The organism is Actinokineospora spheciospongiae (genome assembly GCF_003182415.1).
In the GTDB taxonomy this organism is placed as follows: Bacteria; Actinomycetota; Actinomycetes; order Mycobacteriales; family Pseudonocardiaceae; genus Actinokineospora; species Actinokineospora spheciospongiae.
Genome location: NZ_QHCP01000002.1, coordinates 617,578 through 639,904, shown reverse-complemented (window position 1 = coordinate 639,904; position 22,327 = coordinate 617,578). Strand labels below are relative to the sequence as shown.

At 73.5% G+C, this 22,327-nt stretch carries 6 protein-coding genes; 4 read left to right on the top strand and 2 right to left on the bottom strand.

Annotated features, from left to right (window positions below; all coding sequences use genetic code 11):
• Window positions 1-57: 57 nt before the first annotated feature.
• On the top strand, window positions 58-1,005 hold the full coding sequence (locus DFQ13_RS06530; protein WP_110079161.1) for a methionyl-tRNA formyltransferase: 948 nt from the start codon (window positions 58-60) through the stop codon (window positions 1,003-1,005).
• Window positions 1,006-1,045: 40 nt separating this feature from the next.
• On the opposite strand, the gene DFQ13_RS06525 is transcribed toward DFQ13_RS06530, so the two are convergent.
• The gene (locus tag DFQ13_RS06525; RefSeq protein ID WP_035281925.1) at window positions 1,046-1,261 is read right to left on the bottom strand and encodes a hypothetical protein; all 216 of its coding nucleotides are present in this window, start codon (window positions 1,259-1,261) and stop codon (window positions 1,046-1,048) included.
• A 138-nt stretch (window positions 1,262-1,399) separates the two neighbouring features.
• On the opposite strand from DFQ13_RS06525, the gene DFQ13_RS06520 reads away from it, so the two are divergent.
• On the top strand, window positions 1,400-2,254 hold the full coding sequence (locus DFQ13_RS06520; protein ID WP_110079160.1) for a helix-turn-helix domain-containing protein: 855 nt from the start codon (window positions 1,400-1,402) through the stop codon (window positions 2,252-2,254).
• Between the two features lies 1 nt (window position 2,255).
• Here the strand turns inward: DFQ13_RS06520 and entS are convergent, their stop codons facing one another.
• Window positions 2,256-3,521: an enterobactin transporter EntS gene (gene entS, locus DFQ13_RS06515; RefSeq protein ID WP_110079159.1), complete on the bottom strand. Its 1,266-nt coding sequence runs from the start codon at window positions 3,519-3,521 to the stop codon at window positions 2,256-2,258.
• Window positions 3,522-3,645: 124 nt separating this feature from the next.
• Here entS and DFQ13_RS06510 point away from each other — a divergent pair, with 124 nt between their 5' ends.
• Both DFQ13_RS06510 and DFQ13_RS06505 read left to right on the top strand, forming a co-directional pair.
• Window positions 3,646-16,188, top strand: coding sequence for a non-ribosomal peptide synthetase (locus DFQ13_RS06510; RefSeq protein WP_110079158.1), 12,543 nt, complete (start codon window positions 3,646-3,648; stop codon window positions 16,186-16,188).
• Window positions 16,181-22,327, top strand: a complete 6,147-nt coding sequence (locus tag DFQ13_RS06505) for a non-ribosomal peptide synthetase (protein WP_110079157.1) — start codon at window positions 16,181-16,183, stop codon at window positions 22,325-22,327. Before DFQ13_RS06510 ends, DFQ13_RS06505 begins: the two co-directional genes overlap by 8 nt.

Here is a 22,327-nt window from a genome sequence, read left to right as displayed (position 1 = left end):
GGATAGCCTAACGAAGGGCAGGCTTACTTCAATGTGGACAACGGTGGAGGAGGACCCATGCGGGTCGTCATGTTCGGCTTCCAAACCTGGGGACACCGCACCCTGCGAGCGCTCATCGAATCCGAACACGAAGTGGTCACGGTTGTCACCCACCCACAGGGCGGCGGGGTCTACGAGCAGGTCTGGAGCGACTCCGTGGAGGAGCTGGCGAAGGAGAACGGCATCCCCGTCGTCCTCCGCGAACGCCCCGACGACCAGGAACTCCTCGACGAGCTGCGCGCCCTCGACGCAGACGTGTTCGTCGCCGCCAACTGGCGCACCTGGATCTCCCCGGAGGTCTTCGAGCTGCCCAGGCTCGGCACCCTCAACATCCACGACTCCCTGCTCCCGGCGTACGCGGGCTTCTCGGCGATGATCTGGGCCCTGATCAACGACGAGAAGGAAGTCGGCGTCACCGCCCACCTGATGGACGCCACCCTCGACGCGGGCGACATCGTCCTGCAACGCGCCTTCCCCGTCGGCCCCCGCGACACCGCGGGCGACCTGGTCGCCAAGTCGATGGACATTTTCGGCCCCATCACCGTCGACGGCCTCGCCCTGATCGCCGCAGGCGGCAAGGACTTCCAGAAGCAGGACCGCACCAAGGCCAGCTTCTTCCACAAGCGCGCCGACGAAGACCTCCGCATCGACTGGACCTGGAGCGCGGAGGAACTGGACCGCTTGGTGCGAGCCCAGTCGACCCCGTACCCCAGCGCCTTCTGCTACCACCGGGGCAAGCGCCTGGAAATCGTCACCGCCGAGGTCTCCCGCGAGGTCTACGGCGGAACCCCCGGCCGCATCTTCTACCGCGAGGGCGACGGGGTGGCGATCGTCGCGGGCGCGGAGGCCCGGCGCGGCAAGAGCAAGGGCCTGCTGGTGAAGACCGTGCGCACGGCCGATGGTGAGGTGCAGAGCGCGGAGAAGTACTTCACGCACATGGGCGGATACCTCACGTCCCGCCCGTAGCAGTCGGCCCACCGCCCGGCACGCTCCCCGCGTGCCGGGCTCAGTCGTCGTCGTCATCCGGTCGCCGCCGCTCGGCCTCCTGGCAGGCGGCGGTGGCGGTGGCCACCAGCCTGCGGAGACTGTTGGTGGACATGGACAATTCGATGGTGGAATGGCTGCCGAAGCACAACTCCACCATGTCCGAGCGGACGACGTAGGTGATCGGGCAGTCGTCCGCCACCGTGGCCCAAGACCCGCCCTGTACTTCCATTTGCATGCGCTTCCTCCTCTGCTGTATCCAGATTCCCTGACGTTTCACTGCGGGACAACGCCGTGACGCGGTCGCAACAGGTGAAACGGATCGGAATGTCGGTCACGCAAAGGTGTCACCGGCCGACAACAACAGGAGGAATCGATGGCCAAGGCGCCGAAAACGGTGGTGCTGGGGCGTGTCCTGCGCCGGGAGCGAGAAGAGCGGGGAATCGGCCTCCGGGAATTCGCGGGCCGGATCGACCGCGATCCGGCCGTGCTCTCCCGGTGGGAAACGGGAGAGCGCACCCCCAAACCGGAGGACGTGGCGAGGATACTCACCGTGCTCGGTATCGGCGGGCAGCGCTACACCGAGGTGATGACACTGATCCACGGTGCCGGGGAATCGCACTGGCTCGCCCTGTCATCGCCGGAACACCGGCAGCAAGTGGCGGCCTTCGGCGAATACGAGCGCAGCGCCAAGACGATCCACACGGTTTCCCCGTTGCTGATCCCCGGCATCCTCCAGGTGACCGACTACATCGCCGCGATCATGTCCGAAGGTGGGCTCCCGCCTGAGCAGGCGGCGGCCAACGTCGCCCGCCGGGTGGCGCGGCGGGCGGTGCTCAGCGGCCCCGAACCGGCGCGGCTGGTCGCGCTGATCGGCCAGGCCGCACTGCACCAGGAAGTGGGTGGCCGGGCCACCATGCTCGCCCAGCTGCGCCACCTCGTCGACGTGGCCCGCCTGCCGAACGTGGAACTGCGGGTCGTGCCGTTCGGGCAGGGGTGGCACCCCGCGCTCGAAGGGCCCTTCTGCCTGATGGAGTCGGATTCGCTGCCGCCGGGGGTGTTCCTGGAGCTGCGCCGGACCGCCGTCTGGCTGCACAGCGCCGAGGACGTGGCCGTCTACCGCGCGGCCGTCGACGGCGTCATGCGTGCGGCGTTGAGCGAGCAGGGCTCGCTCAGGCTCATCGCCGACCTGCTCCGCCGCGCGGAAGCGGACCTACCGGTGCCCGCCTGAATCAGGCGTCGGCAGGTTCGGTGACCACGCTGGCCCGCCGCAGTTCCGGGTAGAGCGCGGCGACCAGCAGCACCACGAACACGCACACCCCACCACCGATCGCGATGGCCAACCCTGGCCCCAGCAACCCGGCCGCGAAGCCCGTCAGCACCCCGCCCAGTGACGGGCCGGTGATCGCCTGGGCCAGCCACACGCTGCCCACCCGGCCTTGCAACCGGTCCGGGGTGTTGCCCTGCAGCAACGCCCGCCGCAGGATCTCCGAGAACACGTCCGCCAAGCCGCCCACACCCAGCAGGAACAGCACCAGCGACAGCTCCGTGCTCACCCCGACCCCCGTCGCCGCCACGCCCCAGAGGGCGGCCACGCCGATGAGGATCAAGCCCGAGCGGCGGGCGGTGGCCGTCCAGCCGGAGACGATCGAGCCGATGAACGCGCCCACCGCCGGGGCGGTGTAGAGCAGGCCGACCAACTCCGGGCCGCCGCCCAGGCGCTCGGACGCCAGTTGCGGGTACAGCGCCGAGGGCATGGCGAACAGCATCGCGCCGAGGTCGACCAGCAGCAGGGACGAGATCAGGCGGTTGCCCTTGATGAAGCGGAACGCCTCGCGCAGTGAACCCTCCGAGCCGTCGGGGCTCTCCGGGTCCTCCGACTTCTCCGCTGGCGGGACCGGCATCGGGCTGACCAGCACCAACAGCCCTGTTGTGCCCAGGGCCATCACGGCTGCGGCGCCGTAGCAGGCCGCCAGGCCGGGGCCGCCGATCAACAGGCCCGACAGGGCGGGGCCGACGATGCCGCCCAGTTGGGTCGTGACCGCGAGCAGCGCGCCCGCCGAGGTGAGCTGGTTCTCGCCGACCATGGACGGGACGACCGCCGTCAGCGCCGACTCGCCGATCCCGTCGATCAGGCCGTGGGCGGCGGCGAAGACGAAGACCACCCACAGTTGCGGGGTCGGCAACAGGGCGTTCACGGCCAGGCCGACGAAACCGAGGCTCGCTCCGAAACTGGTCAGCACCACCAGTTTCTTGCGGTCCATGCGGTCGGCGAGGACGCCGCCGAGCAGGAAGCCGATCAGCAGGGTGGTGCCGAGGGTGAGGCTGACCAGGGCCACCGGGGCACTGGAACCGGTGATGTCGAACACCTGGACGGCGACCGCGACCGAGGTCAGGCCGATGCCGAGCAACCAGAGCGTTCTGCTGGTCAGCACCAACCGGAAGTCGCGGTTTCCGCGCACCGGGGCGGGGTCGAGTACGAGCTGTCCCAGGCGCACGGGTCCTCCGACTCGCTACGGGTGAGCCTTGCCCCTTGAGAGGTAAGGCTGTCCTAAATTAGCATCCGGAGTCGGGCGCTGGACCGATGGTGTTCCGCCTGCCGAACGAGGAGGGTCGACCCCGGTGACCGACGACGCCCGCGCTCGCAAGCGTGCCCTGCTGCGGCAGCGGCTCGCCAAGTCCGGACTCGCCGCCGCCGAGGTCGCGCCGATCACCCGCCGCGCGCCCGGGTCACCGGCACCGCTCTCCGACGCGCAGCGGCGGATGTGGCTGCTCCAGCGGCTGGACCCGGAGTCGACCGGTTATGTCCTGTGCGCGGCCATTCGGTTGTCGGGGGCGCTGGACACCGACGCGCTGCTCACCGCGGTCACCGCCGCCTGTCGTCGGCACGAGGTGTTGAGCACCGTGTACCCGGATGCCGGGGGGCAGGTCGTGCTGGCCGGGGTGAGCCCGGTTCCGGTGCTGGTCGAGGGGGACGAGCGCGCTGTCCGGGAGGTCGTCGCGGAGCTGGGGCGGACGCCGTTCGACCTCGCCGAGGAGTCGCCGCTGCGGGTGCGGGTGGTCAAGGCGGCGCCTGATCGGCACGTCCTCGTGCTCGTCGCGCACCACATCGCCTGGGACGACAGTTGCTGGGAGATCCTGCTGGGCGACATCTCCGCCGCCTACCGCGGCCGGGACCTGGTGGCGCCTGCGGTGGACTACGCCGACTACGCCGCCTGGGAGCAGGGGCAGGACCGCTCGGCGCAAATGGAGTACTGGCGCTCGAAGCTGACGCCGCTGCCGGAGCCCCTGGCGTTGCCGCTGGACCGGCCGCGACCGCAGAAAGTGGGCGAGGACGGCGGGCGGCGGCACCGGGCCGTGCCCGTCGCCCGACAGGTCAAGGAGTTCGCGCGGGCCGAGGGTGTCACCCCGTTCATGGTGCTGTCGGCGGTCGTGTCGGCGGTCCTGCACCGCTACACCGGCAACCCCGACATCACGCTCGGCACGCCGACGGTCGACCGCTCGCGCGACGAGGTCGCCGGGGTGGTCGGGAACTTCGGCAACACCGTCGTACTGCGCTCCACAGTGGATGGTCACGGCAGCTTCCGGGAACTCCTCGCGCACGTCCGCGAGGTGTGCGCCGGGGCCTACGCGAACGCGACCCTGCCGTTCGACCGGCTCGTCGCCGACCTCGCACCCGAGCGCGGGTCGACCTCGGTGCTGTTCGACGTGCTGTTCTCCCTGCGCACCGAGGTCCTGCGCGGGCTCGACATCCCCGGGGTGACCGCCGCCGACATCCCGGTGCACAACGGCACCGCGCAGTTCGACCTGGCCTTCGCCGCCGTCCTCACCGACGACTCCCTCGACCTCGAAGCCACCTACCGCACCGAACTCTTCGACAGCGAGACCGCCGACGCGCTGCTGCGGCACACCGACCGGCTGCTGCGCGCCGTCCTGGCCGACCCGGACGTGCGCGTCGCCGACGTCGACCTGCTCGGCCCCGAGCGCGACCGCGTCCTGCGCGACTGGAACGCCACGGCCGCCGAGGTGCCCGCGACGACCCTGCCGGAACTGCTGGCCGCCCAGGTCGCGGCGACCCCGTCGGCACCGGCGCTGGTGTTCGAGGGGCGGCGGCTGACCTACGCCGAGTTCGACGCCGAGATCGCCCGGGTGGCCGCCGCGCTGCCCGGGGTGGGGCCGGAGAGCGTGGTGGCGCTGCTGCTCCCGCGCTCGGTCGAACTGGTGGTGGGCATCTGGGGGGTGCTGCGCGCGGGCGGGGCGTACCTGCCGGTGGACCCGGACTACCCGGCCGACCGCATCGCGTACATGCTCGGCGACGCGCGGCCGGTCACCGTCCTGACCACGCGGGCGATGCTCGACCGGTTGCCACCGGGCACCCCGCACATCCTGCTCGATGCGCCGCTTCCGACCGGTGTTGCGTCTACTGTGGAGCTTCGACCGGAACACCCGGCCTACGTGATCTACACTTCCGGGTCGACCGGGCGCCCCAAGGGGGTGGTGGTCCCGCACGCGGGGATCGTCAACCGGTTGCTGTGGATGCAGGACGAGTACCGGCTTGTGCCGGGGGAGCCGGTCCTGCAGAAGACGCCGTCGAGCTTCGACGTGTCGGTGTGGGAGTTCTGCTGGCCGCTCATCGTCGGCGCGACGCTGGTGGTGGCGCGACCGGAGGGGCACCGCGACCCGTCGTACCTGTCCGAGCTGATCCGGGTCGAGGGTGTGACGACTGTCCACTTCGTACCCTCGATGTTGCGGGCGTTCCTCGCCGACCCGACGGCGGCGCGGTGCACGGGGCTGCGGCGGGTGCTGTGCAGCGGTGAGGCGCTGCCCGCCGACCTGGCTTCGGCGTTCGCATCGGTGCTGCCCTCGGTGGAGCTGCACAACCTGTACGGGCCCACGGAAGCGTCGGTCGACGTCAGCTCGCAGCCGAGTGTGCCCGGGCTGACCACGGCGACGGTCCCGATCGGGCGACCGGTGTGGAACACGTCGCTGTACGTGCTGGACCGGGACCTGCGGCCGGTGCCCGCCGGGGTGGCCGGGGAGCTGTACATCGCGGGCGTGCAGCTCGCGCGGGCGTACCTGGGGCGGCCGGACCTGACGGCGTCGCGGTTCGTGGCCGACCCGCACGGGAAGCCCGGATCGCGGATGTACCGGACCGGCGACGTGGCCCGGTTCTCCCGCGACGGGGTGCTGGAATACCTCGGGCGGGCCGACGACCAGGTGAAGCTGCGCGGACTGCGGATCGAACTGGGCGAGATCGAGGCGGTGCTGGCAGGCCGGCCCGGGGTTCGGGGCGCGGCGGTCGCGGTGCGATCCGGTCAACTGGTGGCGTTCCTGGTCGGCGACGCCGACTGGGAATCGGTCCGCGCCGAGGCGGCGGCGGTGCTGCCGGAGTACATGGTGCCCACGGCGTGCGTGCCCGTGCCGTCGCTGCCGCTGAGCCCGAGCGGCAAGCTCGACCGCAAGCGCTTGACCATCGCCGAGGAGTACGCCCCCCGCGCGACGGCGGTCGCCCGGGAGCCGCGCACCGACCGCGAACGGGTGCTGTGCGCCCTGGTGGCGGAGGTCCTGAACCGGCAGACCGTCGCCCCCGACGACCGCTTCTTCACCATCGGCGGCGACAGCATCCAGGCCATCACCCTGGTCGGCCGCGCCCGCGCGGCGGGCCTGGAGTTCACCCCGCGCGACGTGTTCGACCAGCAGACCCCGGCGGGCCTCGCCGCGGTCGCCGTCGAGGCCGAAGCAGACGTGCACGCCGTCGACGGCACCGGCGAGGTCCCCGCCACCCCCATCATGGAATGGCTCCGCGCCCGCGGCGACGCCATCGCCCGGTTCAGCCAGACCATCCAGCTCCAGGTCCCCCCGGGCACCGACCTCGCCCCGCTCACCGCCGCCCTGCAAGCCGTCCTCGACCACCACGACGCCCTCCGCGCCCGCCTGCTCCGCTGGGCCGACACCCCCTGGCAGCTCGACATCCCCACCCCCGGCGTCCTCGACGCCGCGGCGATCCTGCGCCGCGTCGACACCACGGGCCTCCCCGCACACGCCGTCGACGCCCTGGTGGACGCTGAAACCACCGCCCACCGCGATCGCCTCGACCCCGACGCGGGCGCCATGACCTGGCTGACCTGGCTCGACGCGGGAGCCGACGAACCGGGCCGCCTGGTCTGGACCGCGCACCACCTGGTCGTGGACGGCGTCTCGTGGCGAGTCCTGATGACCGACCTCGCCGACGCCCACGCAGCCGCCGCGGCAGGTGCCGAACCGGCGCTGCCCGCCGTCCGCACCTCCCTGCGGGCCTGGTCCCGCAGCCTCCCCAGCCACCTCCCCGCCGCGACCCGGCGACCGTGGCCCGCCTCCGACCAGGAGCACCTTCCCATGTCCCGCCCGCTGGACCCCACCAGAGACACCGCCGCCACCGCGGCCCACCTCCGCCGCACCCTCGACGCCACCGCCACGGTCCCCCTCCTCGAAGACGTCCCCACCGCCTTCCACGCCACCACCCACGACGTCCTCCTCGCCGCCCTGGTCATCGCCACCACCGACTGGCGCCGCCGCCACGGCGGCCACGGCACCGCCCTGACGGTCGACCTCGAAGGCCACGGCCGAGACCTCGGCGGCGACCTCTCCCGCACCGTCGGCTGGTTCACCAGCCTGTACCCGGTCCGCCTCGACCCCGGCCCGGTCGACCCGGACGACGCCATGGCGGGCGGCTCCGCCGCGGGCGAGGCCCTGCGCCGGGCCAAGGAACAACTGGCGGCCACCCGGGACGCGTCCACCCTGTACGGCATCGCCCGCTACCTCGGCGGGGCCGTCGAACCCGATCCCGCCCCGATGATCGGCTTCAACTACCTGGGCCGCTTCGACGCCTCCGGCACCGACTGGGGCCTGACCGGCGACGGCCGGGCCATGCGGGCCGGGGTGGACCCCGAACTCGCGGTGGCCCACGCCATCGAGGTCACCGCGGACGTGCGCGACCACCCGGACGGCCCCCGGCTCTCGGTGACCTGGGAGTGGGCCACCGGAGTGCTGTCCGAACACGCGGTCAACGACCTGGCCCACGCCTGGTTCCGGGCACTCGCGGGCCTCGCCGCCCACGCGAAGACCACCCGAACCACCCTGACCCCCGCCGACGTCGCTTTGACCGGCCTGGACCAGCCCGCCATCACCGCCCTGACCGCCGGCGTCGACGCGGTCGACATTCTCCCGCTCACGCCACTGGCGGAGGGCCTGCTCTACCACGCCCTGGGGGGCAGCGACCGCCTGCAGCCGGGCCACAGCCCGCAGCCGGGCCACAGCCCAGCGGGCCGTCGCCCGCATGCGGGCGACGGCCCGCTGGACGGGGGCCGCGGCGCGCAGGCGGACCATCGCCCGCAGGACGCGGGGCAGGGCGCGCGCGGTGGCGCCCCGGGCGCGGCCTCCCCGTCGAACGCGACTGGCCTCTCGTCGAGCACGGGCGGTTCCCTGCCGGGCGTGCAGGACTCCGCGTTCGGCGGGGATGCCCGCCCGCAGGCGGCTGACCGCGTGCAGGGTGCGAGCGGTCTTCCGCTGGGCGCGGACGGCTCCCCGCTTGGGGCGAGCGATAACCCGCCGGCTGCGGATCTTCGCACGCGGGACGCGGAGGTCGGCCACGGCGGTGCTGCGGACGTGGGCTCCAGCGGTGCGGAGTCGGACCGCAGCGGTGCAGGACCACGTGGCGGCGGTGCGGGGTCGGACCTCAGCCGTGTGGAAACGGGTGGCGGCGGTGGGGAGCTGGGCGGCGGTGGTGTGGGGGCGGACCCCTACACCGTGCAGCTCAGTGTCGAGTTGCGTGGGGACGTTGACCCGACTGTGCTCCGGCGTGCCGCGAACTCGGTCGTGCGGCGGAATCCTGTGTTGCGGTCGCGGTTTCGGACCGCGCCCGATGGGCGGGCGTTCGCCGTGATCGCCAAGGACGCCGTGGCTGAGTTCACCGTTGCCGATGTGGTCGATGAGCGGGCCGAGCGGGAGAAGCCGTTCGACGTCGTCAACGGGCCGCTTGTTCGGTTTTCGTATGCGCGTGGCGGGCAGCTCGTGCTGACCTGTCATCACCTCCTGATGGACGGGTGGTCTCTCGCGGTCGTGCTGCGGGAGTTGTTCGAGTTGTACGGCACGGGGGGTGACCACGCGCCGCTCAAGCCTGCGCCTCCTTATCGGGATTACCTTGCCTGGCTTGCGGTTCGGGACACCGATGCTGCCGTGCACGCGTGGCGGCGCGCGCTGGCCGGTGTCGACACCCCGCCTCCTGCGGTGGCCACGGGGGCGCCTCGGCAGTTGAGTCGGGACATCGCCGTCGCGGGGATCGCTGAGCGGGCGCGGCGGTTGGGTGTCACGGTCAACACCGTTGTGCAGGGGGCTTGGGCGTTGTTGCTCAGTGCGAGCACGGGGCGCACTGATGTTGTGTTCGGGACCGCCGTGGCGGGGCGGCCCGGGGAACTGGTGGACGTCGAGCGGATGGTGGGGTTGTTCGTCAACACCGTGCCGGTCCGGGTCACCCTCGATCCGCGGGAAACCGTGGGTGAGCTGTTGGGCAGGGTGCAGCGCGAGCAGGCCGCCCTGCTCGACCACCAGCACCTGGGGTTGGCCGACATCCAGCGGGCCGCCGGGCGCGACCGGCTGTTCGACAGCCTGGTGGTGTTCGAGAACTACCCGCTCAGCCCGGCTGACCTACCGGACCCCGGGCCCGGGGTGGCGGTCGTTGGGGTGCGCGGGCACGACGCCACGCACTACCCGCTCGGGTTGACGGTGCTCCCGGTGGGCGATCGGCTCACGCTCGCCATTGACCACCGGGGGCCTGCCGTTTCCGGGGCGGCGGCTCAGCGGATGTTGGATCACCTCCTTTCCCTGCTGGAACTGGATTCCGATGTTCGTGTGGGGACATTAGACCTGACCACCGACAAAACCGCGTCGATCCATCCACAGGCGACCCGGACCCTGCCGGAGTTCTTCCGGGAGCAGGTCAGGAGCACGCCGGACGCCCCCGCGCTGACCGGGGCGGCGCGGGACCGGACCTTCGCGGAGCTGGACGCCCACACCGATCGGGTGGCGCGGGTGCTCGCCGCGCACGGGGTCGGGCCGGAGGTGGCCGTCGGGCTCGCCCTGCCGCGCGGGGAGATGGTGGTCGGGTTGCTGGCCGCGTTGAAGGCGGGCGGGGTGGCCGTGCCGATCGACCTGGCGTACCCGGCCGACCGGATTCGACACATGCTCGACGACGCCGCGCCCCGGGTTGTCCTGTCCACACAGGACATGGGCCACCCGTGCGTCATCCGGCTCGACGACCTGCCGGAGGCCGAGGTCGAGCCGGTGGCGGCGACCACCGCGAACGCGGCCTACACCATCTACACCTCCGGCTCGACCGGGCTGCCCAAGGGCGTCGTGGTCGACCACGGCAACCTCGCCACCCTGTTCACCGGCCACCGCGACACCCTCTTCCGCCAGGCGGGCGGGCGCACCCTGCGGGTCGCGCACACCGCCTCCTTCTCCTTCGACTCCGCCTGGGACCCGGTGCTGTGGCTGGTCGCCGGTCACCTCCTCGACGTGGTCGACGACACCACCCTGCGCGACGCGGAGGCGCTGGCCGCCTACGTCGCCGACCGGCGGATCGACTACCTGGACCTGACCCCCGCGCACCTCGCGGCCGTCGTGGAGCACGGGCTGCTCGACGACGGCGGGCACCGGCCGGAGCTGCTGGTCGTCGGCGGGGAAGCGGTGCCCGCGAGCCTGTGGGAGCGGCTGCTCGACGTGCCGGGCAGCACCCCGCACAACCTCTACGGCCCGACTGAGACCACGGTCGACGCCTACCGGTGGGACCGCACCGGCGGCGCCGCCGTCGCGGGCGCCCGGCTGTCCATCCTGGACGGTTTCCTGCGGCCGGTGCTGCCGGGTGCGGTGGGGGAGCTGTACGTCGGCGGCCCCGGTGTCGCGCGCGGTTACCTCAACCGGCCGGGGTTGACGGCGGAGCGGTTCGTCGCGGGCCCGAACGGGTCGCGGTTGTACCGGACGGGTGACCTGGCGCGGTTCGACGACCACGGGGTGCTCGTCTACGTGGGTCGGGCCGACGACCAGGTGAAGATCCGCGGGTTCCGGGTGGAACCGGGTGAGGTAGAGGCCGCGCTGCTGCGGCACCCGTCGGTGTCGGCGGCGGCCGTGGTGGTGCGTGACGAGCGGTTGGTCGCCTACGTCGTGGGCGGGGTGGCCGAGGAGCTGCGGGCGCACCTGTCCGACGTGCTGCCCGCGCACCTGGTGCCCGCCGCGTTCGTGGCGCTGGCCGAGCTGCCGCTGACGCCCAACGGGAAGCTGGACCGGGTGGCGCTGCCCGCGCCCGCCGCGGGGACGGCCTACCGGGCGCCGCGCGACCCGCGCGAGCAGATCGTGTGCGAGCTGTTCGCCGATGTGCTCGGGCTTCCGGCGGTCGGTGTCGACGACGACTTCTTCCAGCTCGGCGGGCATTCGCTGCTGGCCAGTCGGCTGGTGAGCCGCATCCGGTCGGTGCTGTCGGTGGAACTGCCGGTGCGGGCGCTGTTCGACTCGCCGACCCCCGCCGGGGTGGCGCTGGCGGTGCGCGACGGTGGTGCGGCGCGTCCGCCGCTGGTCGCCCGGGAGCGGCCGGAGGTGGCGCCGCTGTCGTTCGCGCAGCAGCGGCTGTGGTTCCTGCACCAACTGGAGGGGCCGAGCCCGACCTACAACATCGCGGCGGCGCTGCGGCTGCGCGGCGCGCTGGACGTGGCGGCGCTGGCGGCGGCGGTGGACGACGTGGTGGCGCGGCACGAGGCGCTGCGGACGGTGTTCCCCGTGGTCGACGGGGTCGCCCGGCAGGTCGTGCGGGACCGGGCGGACACCGGGCTCGTGGTCGTCGACGGCGTGGACCTCACCTCGGCAGCCCAGTACGAGTTCGCGCTCGCGGTGCAGACGCCGCTGCGGGTGACCCTGTTCCGGGCCGCGCCGGACGAGCACGTGCTGCTGTTCACGCTGCACCACATCGCCGGTGACGGGTGGTCGTTCACCCCGCTGACCAGGGACCTCGCCACCGCCTACCGGGCGCGGATGGCGGGCGGCAGTCCGGAGTGGACGCCGCTGCCGGTGCGGTACTCGGACTTCTCCGCGTGGCAGCGGGAGCTGCTGGACGGTGCCGAGGCCGAGCGGCAGGCGCAGTACTGGCGCGCGGCGCTGGCGGGCATCCCGGACGAGCTGGTCCTGCCGACCGACCGGCCGCGGCCCGCCGAGTCGTCCTACCGCGGCGGGCTGGTGGAGTTCGCGATCCCGGACGGGCTGGCGCGGCAGGTGCGCGCGGTCGCGGGGGCGGTCGGGGTCAGCCCGTTCATGGTGTTCCAGGCGGCGTTGGCCGTGGTGCTGCAACGGCTCGGCGCGGGCACCGACATCCCGCTGGGCACCCCGGTCGCCGGGCGGCTGGACTCGGCGCTGGACGACGTCGTCGGGTCGTTCGTGAACACGCTGGTGCTGCGGACGGACATGTCCGGCGACCCGACCGTGCGGGAGCTGCTGGGGCGGGTGCGGCAGGTCGCGCTGGGCGCCTTCGAGCACCAGGACCTGCCGTTCGAGCGGCTGGTGGAGCTCCTGAACCCGGTGCGGTCGGCGGCCAGGCACCCGCTATTCCAGGTGATGCTCGCCTACCAGAACAACGCGCCGGTGCGGCTGGAGCTGCCGGGGCTGGAGGTGTCCGACGAGGTCGTCGACACCGGGGTCTCCTCGTTCGACCTGACCTTCACCGTGGTCGACGAGCCGGGCGCGGCGATGGCCGGGTTCGTCGAGTACAGCGCCGACCTGTTCGACGCGGCGACCGCCGCGGGTGTGGCCGAGCGGCTGGTGCGGGTGCTCGCCGGGTTAGTGTCCGATGTGGACGCCCCGGTGTCGGCCGTGTCGGTGCTGTCGGCCGAGGAGCGGCGGTCGCTGCGGTCGGGTGGGGCTGTCGCGCTGGAGGCGCCCGAGTCGGTCGTCCCGCTGCTGGCCGCGCAGGCCGGCGCCACGCCGGACGCGGTCGCGCTGGTCTCCGGGGAGCGGCGGGTGACCTTCGGCGAACTGGCGGCGCGGGTGTCGCGGGTCGCGGCCGGGCTGCGGGCGCGGGGTGTGGTGGCCGAGGCGCCGGTGGCGGTGTCGCTGCCGCGCTCGGCGGACGCGGTGGTGGCGCTGTTCGGCGTGCTGGCGGCGGGCGGGGTGTACGTCCCGGTCGACCCGGAGCACCCGGCGGAGCGGGTCGGGCAGATCCTCGCGGAGGTCCGGCCGGTGCTGAGGTTGTCCACAGGGGCGGACCTCGCCGACCTCGAACTGTCGGTGCCCTCGGGTAGCGTTGAAATCAGGGGTCCCCTTGGCGAGTTGATCATGGATTCGGCTCGGATCGGGGCTGGGGAAAGCGTTGTCGAGGCTGGCGAAAATGGTCGCTGGCCTGGGGAAGTCGCCGATGGTGCCCGGGGAGCTGCCAGCGGCGGAGGGGAAGCCGCCGGTGGGGTGAGCGGTGGTTGGGGGGCCGGGGTTCGGGGTGGGGACGCGGCGTACGTCGTCTACACGTCCGGGTCCACCGGGCGGGCCAAGGGGGTGGTGGTCGAGCACCGGGCGCTGGGGAACCTGTTCGCCGAGCACCGGGTGAACCTGTTCGGGCCGGAGGAGGCGCGCCTCGGGCGGAAGGCGCGGGTGGCGCTGACCGCCTCGTTCTCCTTCGACGCGGCGTGGGACGCGTTGCTGTGGCTGGTGGCCGGGCACGAGGTGCACGTGCTCGACGACGCGACCCGGGCCGATCCGCGGGCGGTCGAGTACTACGCGCGGCTGGAGCAGGTCGACGTGCTGGACGTGACGCCGTCGTTCGCCGGGCGGATGGGTGGGTGGCCGGGGGTTCTCGTCCTGGGTGGGGAGGCGGTCGACCCGGTGCTGTGGGAGGCCGTGGCGCGCAGCGGGACGCGCGGGTACAACCTGTACGGGCCGACCGAGTGCACTGTGGACGCCTTGCGGGCGGCTGTCGACGGCACGCCGAACGTGGGTGTGCCGGTGGCGAACACCGGGGCGTACGTGCTCGACGCGGCCTTGCGGCTGGTGCCCGCCGGGGTGGTCGGGGAGTTGTACCTCGGCGGGGCGCAGGTGGCGCGGGGGTACGTGCGGCAGCCGGGGAGGACCGCCGAGCGGTTCGTGGCGAACCCGTTCGGGGCGGCGGGCAGCAGGCTCTACCGGACCGGTGACCTGGTGCGGCGGCGCCCGGACGGGGTGTTGGAGTTCGTCGGCCGGGCGGATGAGCAGGTGAAGATCCGGGGGTACCGGATCGAGCCGGGGGAGGTCGCGGCCGCGCTGCTGGACCTGCCCGGGGTGACCGAGGCCGTGGTGGTGGCGCGGGACAACGCGCTCGTCGCCTACGTCGTCGGGGCGGTGGAGGGGTTGCGGTCCCGGCTCGCCGAGCGGTTGCCGGACTACATGGTGCCCGCGCACTTCGTGCCGGTCGGCGGCATCCCGTTGACCGGCAACGGGAAGGTCGACAAGGCGGCCCTCCCGGCGCCCGAGCGCGGGCAGCGCGAGGACCGGCCGCGGACCGCGACCGAGGACGTCCTCTGCGCCGTGTTCGCCGACGTCCTCGGCCTGGACCGGGTGGGGCCCGAGGAGGGGTTCTTCGAGCTGGGTGGCGACAGCATCGTGTCGATCCAGCTCGTCAGCCGGGCCCGGGCGGCCGGGTTGCTGGTGACCGCCAAGGACGTGTTCCGCCACCACACCCCGGCCGCGCTCGCCGCCGTCGCGGTGCCGGTGGGGACCGAGGAGGGGGTCAGCGAACCGGAGGGCGCCGCGCTCGGGGTGGTGCCGGAGACGCCGATCGTGGCGTGGCTTCGGGAGGTGGGCGGGCCGATCGGGCGGTTCAGCCAGTCGATGGTGCTGCGCGTTCCGCCGGGCAGTGCGCAGCGGTACGCGCAGGCGCTGCAAACCGTCCTCGACCGGCACGACGCGCTGCGCGCCCGGTTGCGCCGGGGGGACACCTGGTCGCTGGAGGTCGGGCCGGTCGGGTCGGTGGCGGCGGTGACCTGCCTGCGGCGGGTCCCGCTGGACGGCGCCGAGGTGGCCGCCGAGGCCGAGCAGGCGCAGGCCGGGCTCGACCCCGACGCCGGGCGCATGGTGCGGGCGGTGTGGTTCGACGCGGGCGCCGAACCGGGGTTGCTGCTGCTCGTGGTGCACCACCTGGTGGTCGACGGGGTGTCGTGGCGGGTGATCACCGACGACCTGCGGGCGGCGTGGGAGACCGGGGCCGCGACCACGGTCCCCGGCACGTCGCTGCGCGGGTGGGCGCGGCTGCTGGGTGAGCAGGCGACCCGGCCCGCCGCGCTGGCCGAGTTGGCCGTGTGGCGGGAGGTCGGGTCGCACGAACCCGGCCTGGCGCTGCGCCGCGCCCTCGACCCGGCCACCGACACCACCGCCACCCTGCGCTCGCTCACCCGCACGCTGCCCGCCGAGCACACCGAGCCGCTGCTGAGCACGGTCCCGGCCCGCTTCCACGGCGGTGTCGACGACGTGCTCCTGGCCGGGCTGGCGCTCGCGGCGAAGGACGGGCTGCTGGTGGAGTTGGAGGGCCACGGCCGGGAGACCGAGGTCGCGGAGGCGGCCGGGTTGCGGGCCGACCTGTCGACAACCGTCGGCTGGTTCACCTCCGCCTACCCGGTGCACCTCGCCCCCGCCTCCGACGCGGAGAAGGCGGTCAAGACGGTGAAGGAGCAGCTCCGCGCCCTGCCGCGCGACGGCATCGGCTTCGGCCTGCTCCGCCACCTCAACCCGTCGACCCGGGCGGAGTTGGCGCACGTCAAGCCGCTGGTGAGCTTCAACTACCTGGGCCGGTTCAGCGGCGGCGGCGACGCGCTGTGGTCGGTGGCCGACGAGTCCACCGCCGTGCCGCTGGGTGCCGACGCGGACATGCCGGTCCCGCACGCCTTGGACATCACCGCCGCCACCCGGGACCTGCCGACCGGGCCCGAGCTGACCGTCACCTGGTCCTGGCCCGACGGGGTGCTGGACGAGGCGGCGGTGACCGCGCTGGCCGACGGGTGGTTCGCCGGGCTGATCGCCATCACCCGCGCCGAGGCCGGCGGGCACACCCCCTCCGACCTGGACCTGGTCGACCTGAGCCAGGACGAGATCGACGAGTTCGAAGCCGAATGGAGCACCAGTGAGTAGGCCCAAGGGGCTCGACGACATCCTGCCGCTCTCGCCGCTGGCCGAGGGGCTGCTGTTCCGGTCCGAACTGGACAGCACCGGCCCGGACGTCTACACGGTGCAGCTCGTGCTCGGCGTCGACGGCCCGCTCGACCCCGAGCGGCTGCGCCGGGCCGCCGAGGCGCTGCTGGTGCGGCACCCGAACCTGCGGGCGGGGTTCCGCCGCCGCAAGAACGGCACCGCCGTCGCGCTCATCCCGAGCCGCGTCGAGCTGCCCTGGCAGTACCTGGACCGGCCGGAGCACGACGTGGCCCTGGCCGAGCGGGAACGCCGGTTCGTGCCCGCCAAGCCGCCGCTGATCCGGTTCGCGCTCGTCCGCGAGCACGACACCCGGCACCGGCTGGTGATCACCAACCACCACGTGCTGCTCGACGGCTGGTCGACGCCGCTGCTCGTGGCCGACCTGTTCGCCCTCTACGACGACCCGGCGTCGCTCGAGCCCGCGCCGCCGTACAAGGACTACCTGTCCTGGCTGGCCAGGCAGGACCGCCCGGCCGCCGAGTCGGCGTGGACGCGGGCGCTGGCCGGGTTCGCCGAGCCGAGCATGGTCGCCCCGAGCGAGGGCACCCGGGCGCCGCTGGCCCCGGAGCGGGTGGAGCGCACCCTCGACCCGGAGTTGAGCAGCGGCCTGGACGCGCTGGCCCGGGCGCGCGGGGTCACCGTGGCGACGGTCGTGCAGTTGGTGTGGGGCACGCTGCTGGCCCGCGTCCTGGGCAGGCACGACGTCGCCTTCGGCACCACCGTCTCCGGGCGCCCGGCGGAGCTGCCCGGGGTTGAGGACATGGTGGGGCTGTTCATCAACACCGTGCCGGTCCGGATCACCCTCCGTCCACAGGAGACGGTCGCGGAAGCGCTCACCCGCGTGCGCGACGAGCAGGCGGCGCTGCTGGCCCACCAGCACCTGGGCCTGTCGGACATCCAGCGGCTCGTCGGCGGCGGCGACCTGTTCGACACCATGGTCGTGTTCGAGAACTACCCGTTCGACCAGGAGACGGCGCGGGAACCCGTCGCCGGGCTGACCCTGTCGCCGATCTCCGACAGCGACGCCGCGCACTACCCGCTCGGCCTGACCGCGCTGCCCGGCCGGGAACTGGCGCTGCACCTGGACTTCCGCCCGGACGTGTTCGACCGCGCGCACGTCGAACGCCTCGCCGACGCCGTGGCGCACCTGTTCGCGCAGGTCGTGGCGAGCCCCGACCGGTCGGTGGGCACCCTCGGCCTCACCGCCGGGGTGCCCGGGGAGTGGAACGCCACCGGCACCCACCCGCGCACGACCCTGCCCGCCGAGTTCGCCAAGAACGCCCGGGCGAAGCCGAACGCCGAAGCGCTCGTCTGCGAAGGCGAGAGTCTGACGTATGCGGAGCTGGACGAGCGCACCGATGCTCTCGCCGCTGTGCTCCAAGGGCACGGCGTCGGACCGGAGCAGGTCGTGGCCGTCGCCGTGCCGCGCGGGGTGGACCTGGTCGTCTCGCTGCTGGCCGTGCTCAAGGCGGGCGGCGCCTACCTGGCGCTGGACCCTGACTACCCGGACGACCGACTCGCCCTGATGGTCGACGACGCGCGGCCCACCGCCGCCATCGCCACCCCCGACCTCGCGGGCCGCCTCCCCGGCGTCCCGGTCGTCGACCCCACCGCCGCCGCTCCCGGCTTCACCGCCCCCGACCTGCTGCCTGAACACCCCGCCTACGTCATCTACACCTCCGGTTCCACCGGCAGGCCCAAGGGCGTGGTGGTCCCGCACGCGGGCATCGGCAAGCTCATCGCCACGCACACCGAGAAGCTGCTGGTCACCCCGGACAGCCGGGTCGCCCAGTTCGCCTCGCCCGGGTTCGACGTGGCCTGGTGGGACCTGGTGCAGGTCATGTGCACCGGCGGCACCCTGGTGGTCGTCCCCGCCGAGCGCCGCGTCGCCGGGCCCGCGCTCACCGACTACCTGCGCGAGCAGCGCGTCACGCACGCGATCCTGCCGCCCGCGCTGCTCGCCGCGCTCCCGGAGGAGGCCGCGCTGCCCGAGGGCATCACCCTGCTCGCGGGCACCGAGGAGGTGACGCCGAAGCTGGTGGACCGGTACTCGCCGAACCGGTTGATGTTCAACGCCTACGGGCCGACCGAGGTCAGCGTCAACTCCACGCTGGGCCGGTGCCGCCCCGGCATGTCCGCGCCGGTCCCGATCGGCCCGCCCGACCCCGGGACGCGCGCCCACGTGCTCGACTCCGGGCTCTCGCCCGTGCCAGTCGGCGTGGTGGGGGAGCTGTACCTGGCGGGCGACGGGCTCGCCCGCGGGTACCTCAACCGGTTCGACCTGACCGCCGAGCGGTTCGTCGCCGACCCGTTCGGCGAGCCCGGCACCCGGATGTACCGCACGGGCGACCTGGTGCGGTGGAACGCCGAAGGGGCGCTGGAGTTCGTCGGCCGGGCCGACGACCAGGTGAAGATCCGCGGGTTCCGGGTGGAGCCGGGGGAGATCGCGGCGGCGCTGCTGCGGCGGCCGGAGGTGTCGGCCGCGGTGGTCGTGGTCCGGCAGGACGGGCCGGGTCAGCGGTCGCTCGTGGCCTACCTCGTGCCCACCGCCGGGAGCGCCGCCGACCCGGCTGAGCTGCGCAAAGCCCTCGCCGCGGAGTTGCCGTCGGCGTTCGTGCCGTCGGCGTTCGTGGTGCTGGACCGGTTGCCGGTGCTGCCCAGCGGCAAGCTCGACCGCAAGGCGCTGCCCGCCCCGGACGCCGCCGCGCAGCCCGCCGGGCGACGCCCGCGCGACCCGCGCGAGGAACTGCTGTGCGCGGCGTTCGCCGAGGTGCTGGGCGTGCCGGTGGGCATCGACGACGACTTCTTCGGCCTCGGCGGGCACTCGCTGCTGGTGCCCCGGCTGACCGGGCGCATCCGGGCGGTGCTGGGCGCGGACCTGCCGCTGCGGGCGGTGTTCGAGGCACCCACGGTGGCCGCGCTCGCCGCCCGGCTCGACGGGGCGCGCAGGCAGGTGCCGCTGGTCAGGGTGGCTCGCGGGGCCACACTGCCGCTGTCGTTCGCGCAGCAGCGGATGTGGTTCCTGTACCGGCTCGACGGCCCGACGCCGACCTACAACATCCCGTTCGCCGTCAAGCTGACCGGCCCGCTGGACCGGCGAGCGCTCGCCGCCGCACTGTCCGATGTGGTCGGACGGCACGAGAGCCTGCGCACGGTGTACCCCGAGGTCGACGGCATCCCGCACCAGCACGTCCTTGACGCCACCCCGACCCTGGACGTGGTGCCCGCCGCCGACGGCTCGCTGCCGTCGAAGCTGGCCGACGCCGCCGCGCACGCGTTCCGGCTCGACGAGGAGACCCCGTTCCGGGCCACGGCGTTCGCCGTGTCCGACACCGAGCACGTGCTGCTCCTGCTGGTGCACCACATCGCCGCCGACGGCGCCTCCGCGCTCCCGCTGCTCGACGACCTCAACACCGCCTATGCCGCCCGCGCCCACGGCCGGGCGCCGACCTGGCGCGAGCTGCCGGTGCAGTACGCCGACTACGCGGTCTGGCAGCGCGAACTGCTCGCCGACGACGGCGACGTGCTGCCGCAGCAGGTCGAGTTCTGGTCGCAAGCGCTTGCCGGGCTGCCCGAGGAGCTGTCGCTGCCCACCGACCGGCCCCGCCCGGCGGTGGCGGGCCGGGTCGCCGGTGACGTGGAGTTCGAGTTGCCCGCCGCGACCCACCGGGCGCTGCGCGAGCTGGCGAAGGCCACCGACACCAGCCTGTTCATGGTGTTGCAGGCGGGCCTGGCCGCCCTGCTGACCCGGCTCGGCGCGGGCACCGACATCCCCATCGGCGCCCCGATCGCGGGCCGCACCGACGACGCGCTCGACGACCTGGTGGGCTTCTTCGTCAACACCCTGGTCCTGCGCACCGACACCTCCGGCGACCCGGCGTTCACCGAGCTGCTGGGCCGGGTCCGAGAATTCGACCTGGCCGCCTACGCCCACCAGGACATCCCGTTCGAGCGGCTGGTCGAGGTGCTCAACCCGGCCCGGTCGCTGGCCAGGCACGCGCTGTTCCAGGTGATGCTGGCCTTCCAGACGATGCCCGCCGACGCGCTGACCTTCGGCGACCTGGCGGTGGAACCGGCGTCCACCGGGCCGGGCGGGGCGAAGTTCGACCTGTCGTTCGACCTGCTGGAGGTCGAGGGCGCCGACGGGCTCAGCGGGGTGCTGGAGTACCGGGTCGACCTGTTCGACGCGGCCACCGCCGCCAACGTGGCCGAGCGGTTCGTCCGCTTCCTCGACGCCGTGGCCGCCGACCCGAAGCGGCCCATCGGCCAGGTCGACATGCTGACCCCGGCCGAGCGCGACCGCGTCCTGCACGACTGGAACGACACCGCCCTGCCCTACACCGGGCCGGGCACGCTGCCGGAGCTGTTCGCCCACCAGGCCGCGGCCACCCCGGACGCGACCGCGCTGGTCTGCGAGGACACCCACTACACCTTCGTCGAGCTGGACGCCGCCGCGAACCGGCTGGCGCACGAGCTGATCGCGCGCGGGGCCGGGCCGGAGAAGGTCGTCGCCCTGTTGCTGCCGCGCACGGCCGAGACCGTCGTGGCGATCCTGGCGGTGCTCAAGTCCGGCGCCGCGTACCTGCCGATCGACCCGGCCTACCCGGCCGACCGACTGGAGTTCCTGCTCTCCGACGCCGATCCGGTGCTGGTGCTGCGGCCTGAGGATCTGATGGCGGATCTGGGCGCGCACCCGGCGACCGCCCCGGAGACCGGGCTGCGGCCCGAGCACCCGGCGTACGTGATCTACACCTCCGGGTCGACCGGGGTGCCCAAGGGCGTCGTGGTCGAGCACCGCAGCGTGGTCAACCTGTTCGCCTCGCACCGCGAGACGCTCTACCGGCCCACCGTGGACCGCGCGGGCGGTCGGCGGCTGCGGGTCGCGCACAGTTGGTCATTCGCCTTCGACGCGTCCTGGCAGCCGCAGCTCTGGATGTTCGACGGGCACGCGCTGCACGTGGTCACCGAGGACGTCCAGCGCGACCCGGACCTGCTGGTCGAGTTGATCGAGCGGGACCGGATCGACTTCATCGAGGTCACCCCGTCGCACGCGGTGCAGCTCGCCGCCGCGGGCCTGTTCCGCGACGGCCGCTGCCCGCTGCTGGTGCTCGGCGTCGGCGGTGAGGCGGTGCCGTCCACGCTGTGGCGCGACATCCGCGAGCTGGAGGGCACCGAGGGCTACAACCTCTACGGGCCAACGGAATCCACTGTGGACGCGCTGGCGGCGCGGATTGGCGCGAACCCGCGCCCGGTCGTCGGCCGCCCCACCGCGAACACCCGGGCCTACGTGCTCGACCGCGCGCTGCGGCCGGTGCCGCCCGGCGTGCTCGGCGAGCTGTACGTCGCGGGCGCCGGGCTCGCCCGCGGCTACCTCGACCGGGCCGGGTTGACCGCCGAGCGGTTCACCGCCGACCCGTACGGGCCCGCCGGGGCGCGGATGTACCGCACCGGCGACCTGGTGCGGTACCTGCCGGACGGGTCGCTGGACTACGTCGGCCGGGCCGACGACCAGGTCAAGGTGCGCGGCTTCCGGATCGAGCCGGGCGAGATCGCCGCGGCGCTGTCGCGGCACGACTCGGTGGCCCAGGCCGTGGTCGATGTCCGCGAGGACACCCCGGGGGGCAAGCGGATCGTCGGGTACGTGGTCCCGCGCACGACCCTCGACCTGCCCGCGTTGCGCGCGCACCTGTCCGCTGCCCTGCCGGACTACATGGTGCCCTCGGCCTTCGTGGAACTGGCGGCCCTGCCGCTGACCGCGCACGGCAAGCTCGACCGGCGAGCCCTGCCCGCCCCCGACCCGGCCCCGCCGACCGGCACCCGCGAACCGGCCACCCCGCTGGAGGAAGTCCTCTGCGCGGTGTTCGCCGAAGCGCTGGGCAAACCCCGCGTCGGCGCCGACGCCGACTTCTTCGCCGGTGGCGGGCACTCCCTGCTGCTGGTCCGGTTGCGCGACCGGATCGAGGCCGCCACCGGGCACCGGGTCGCCGTCGCCGACCTGTTCACCTCACCGACCCCGGCCGCGCTCGCCGAGCGCATCGCGGCCGCGTCCACGCACGACACCCCGGCCCTGAGGAGCTGA

What these genes read in the sequence shown, in the direction of transcription:
- DFQ13_RS06530 (WP_110079161.1), top strand. Translation starts at nt 58, where the DNA reads ATGCGGGTCGTCATGTTCGGCTTCCAAACCTGGGGACACCGCACCCTG.
- DFQ13_RS06525 (WP_035281925.1), bottom strand. Translation starts at nt 1,261, where the DNA reads ATGCAAATGGAAGTACAGGGCGGGTCTTGGGCCACGGTGGCGGACGAC.
- DFQ13_RS06520 (WP_110079160.1), top strand. Translation starts at nt 1,400, where the DNA reads ATGGCCAAGGCGCCGAAAACGGTGGTGCTGGGGCGTGTCCTGCGCCGG.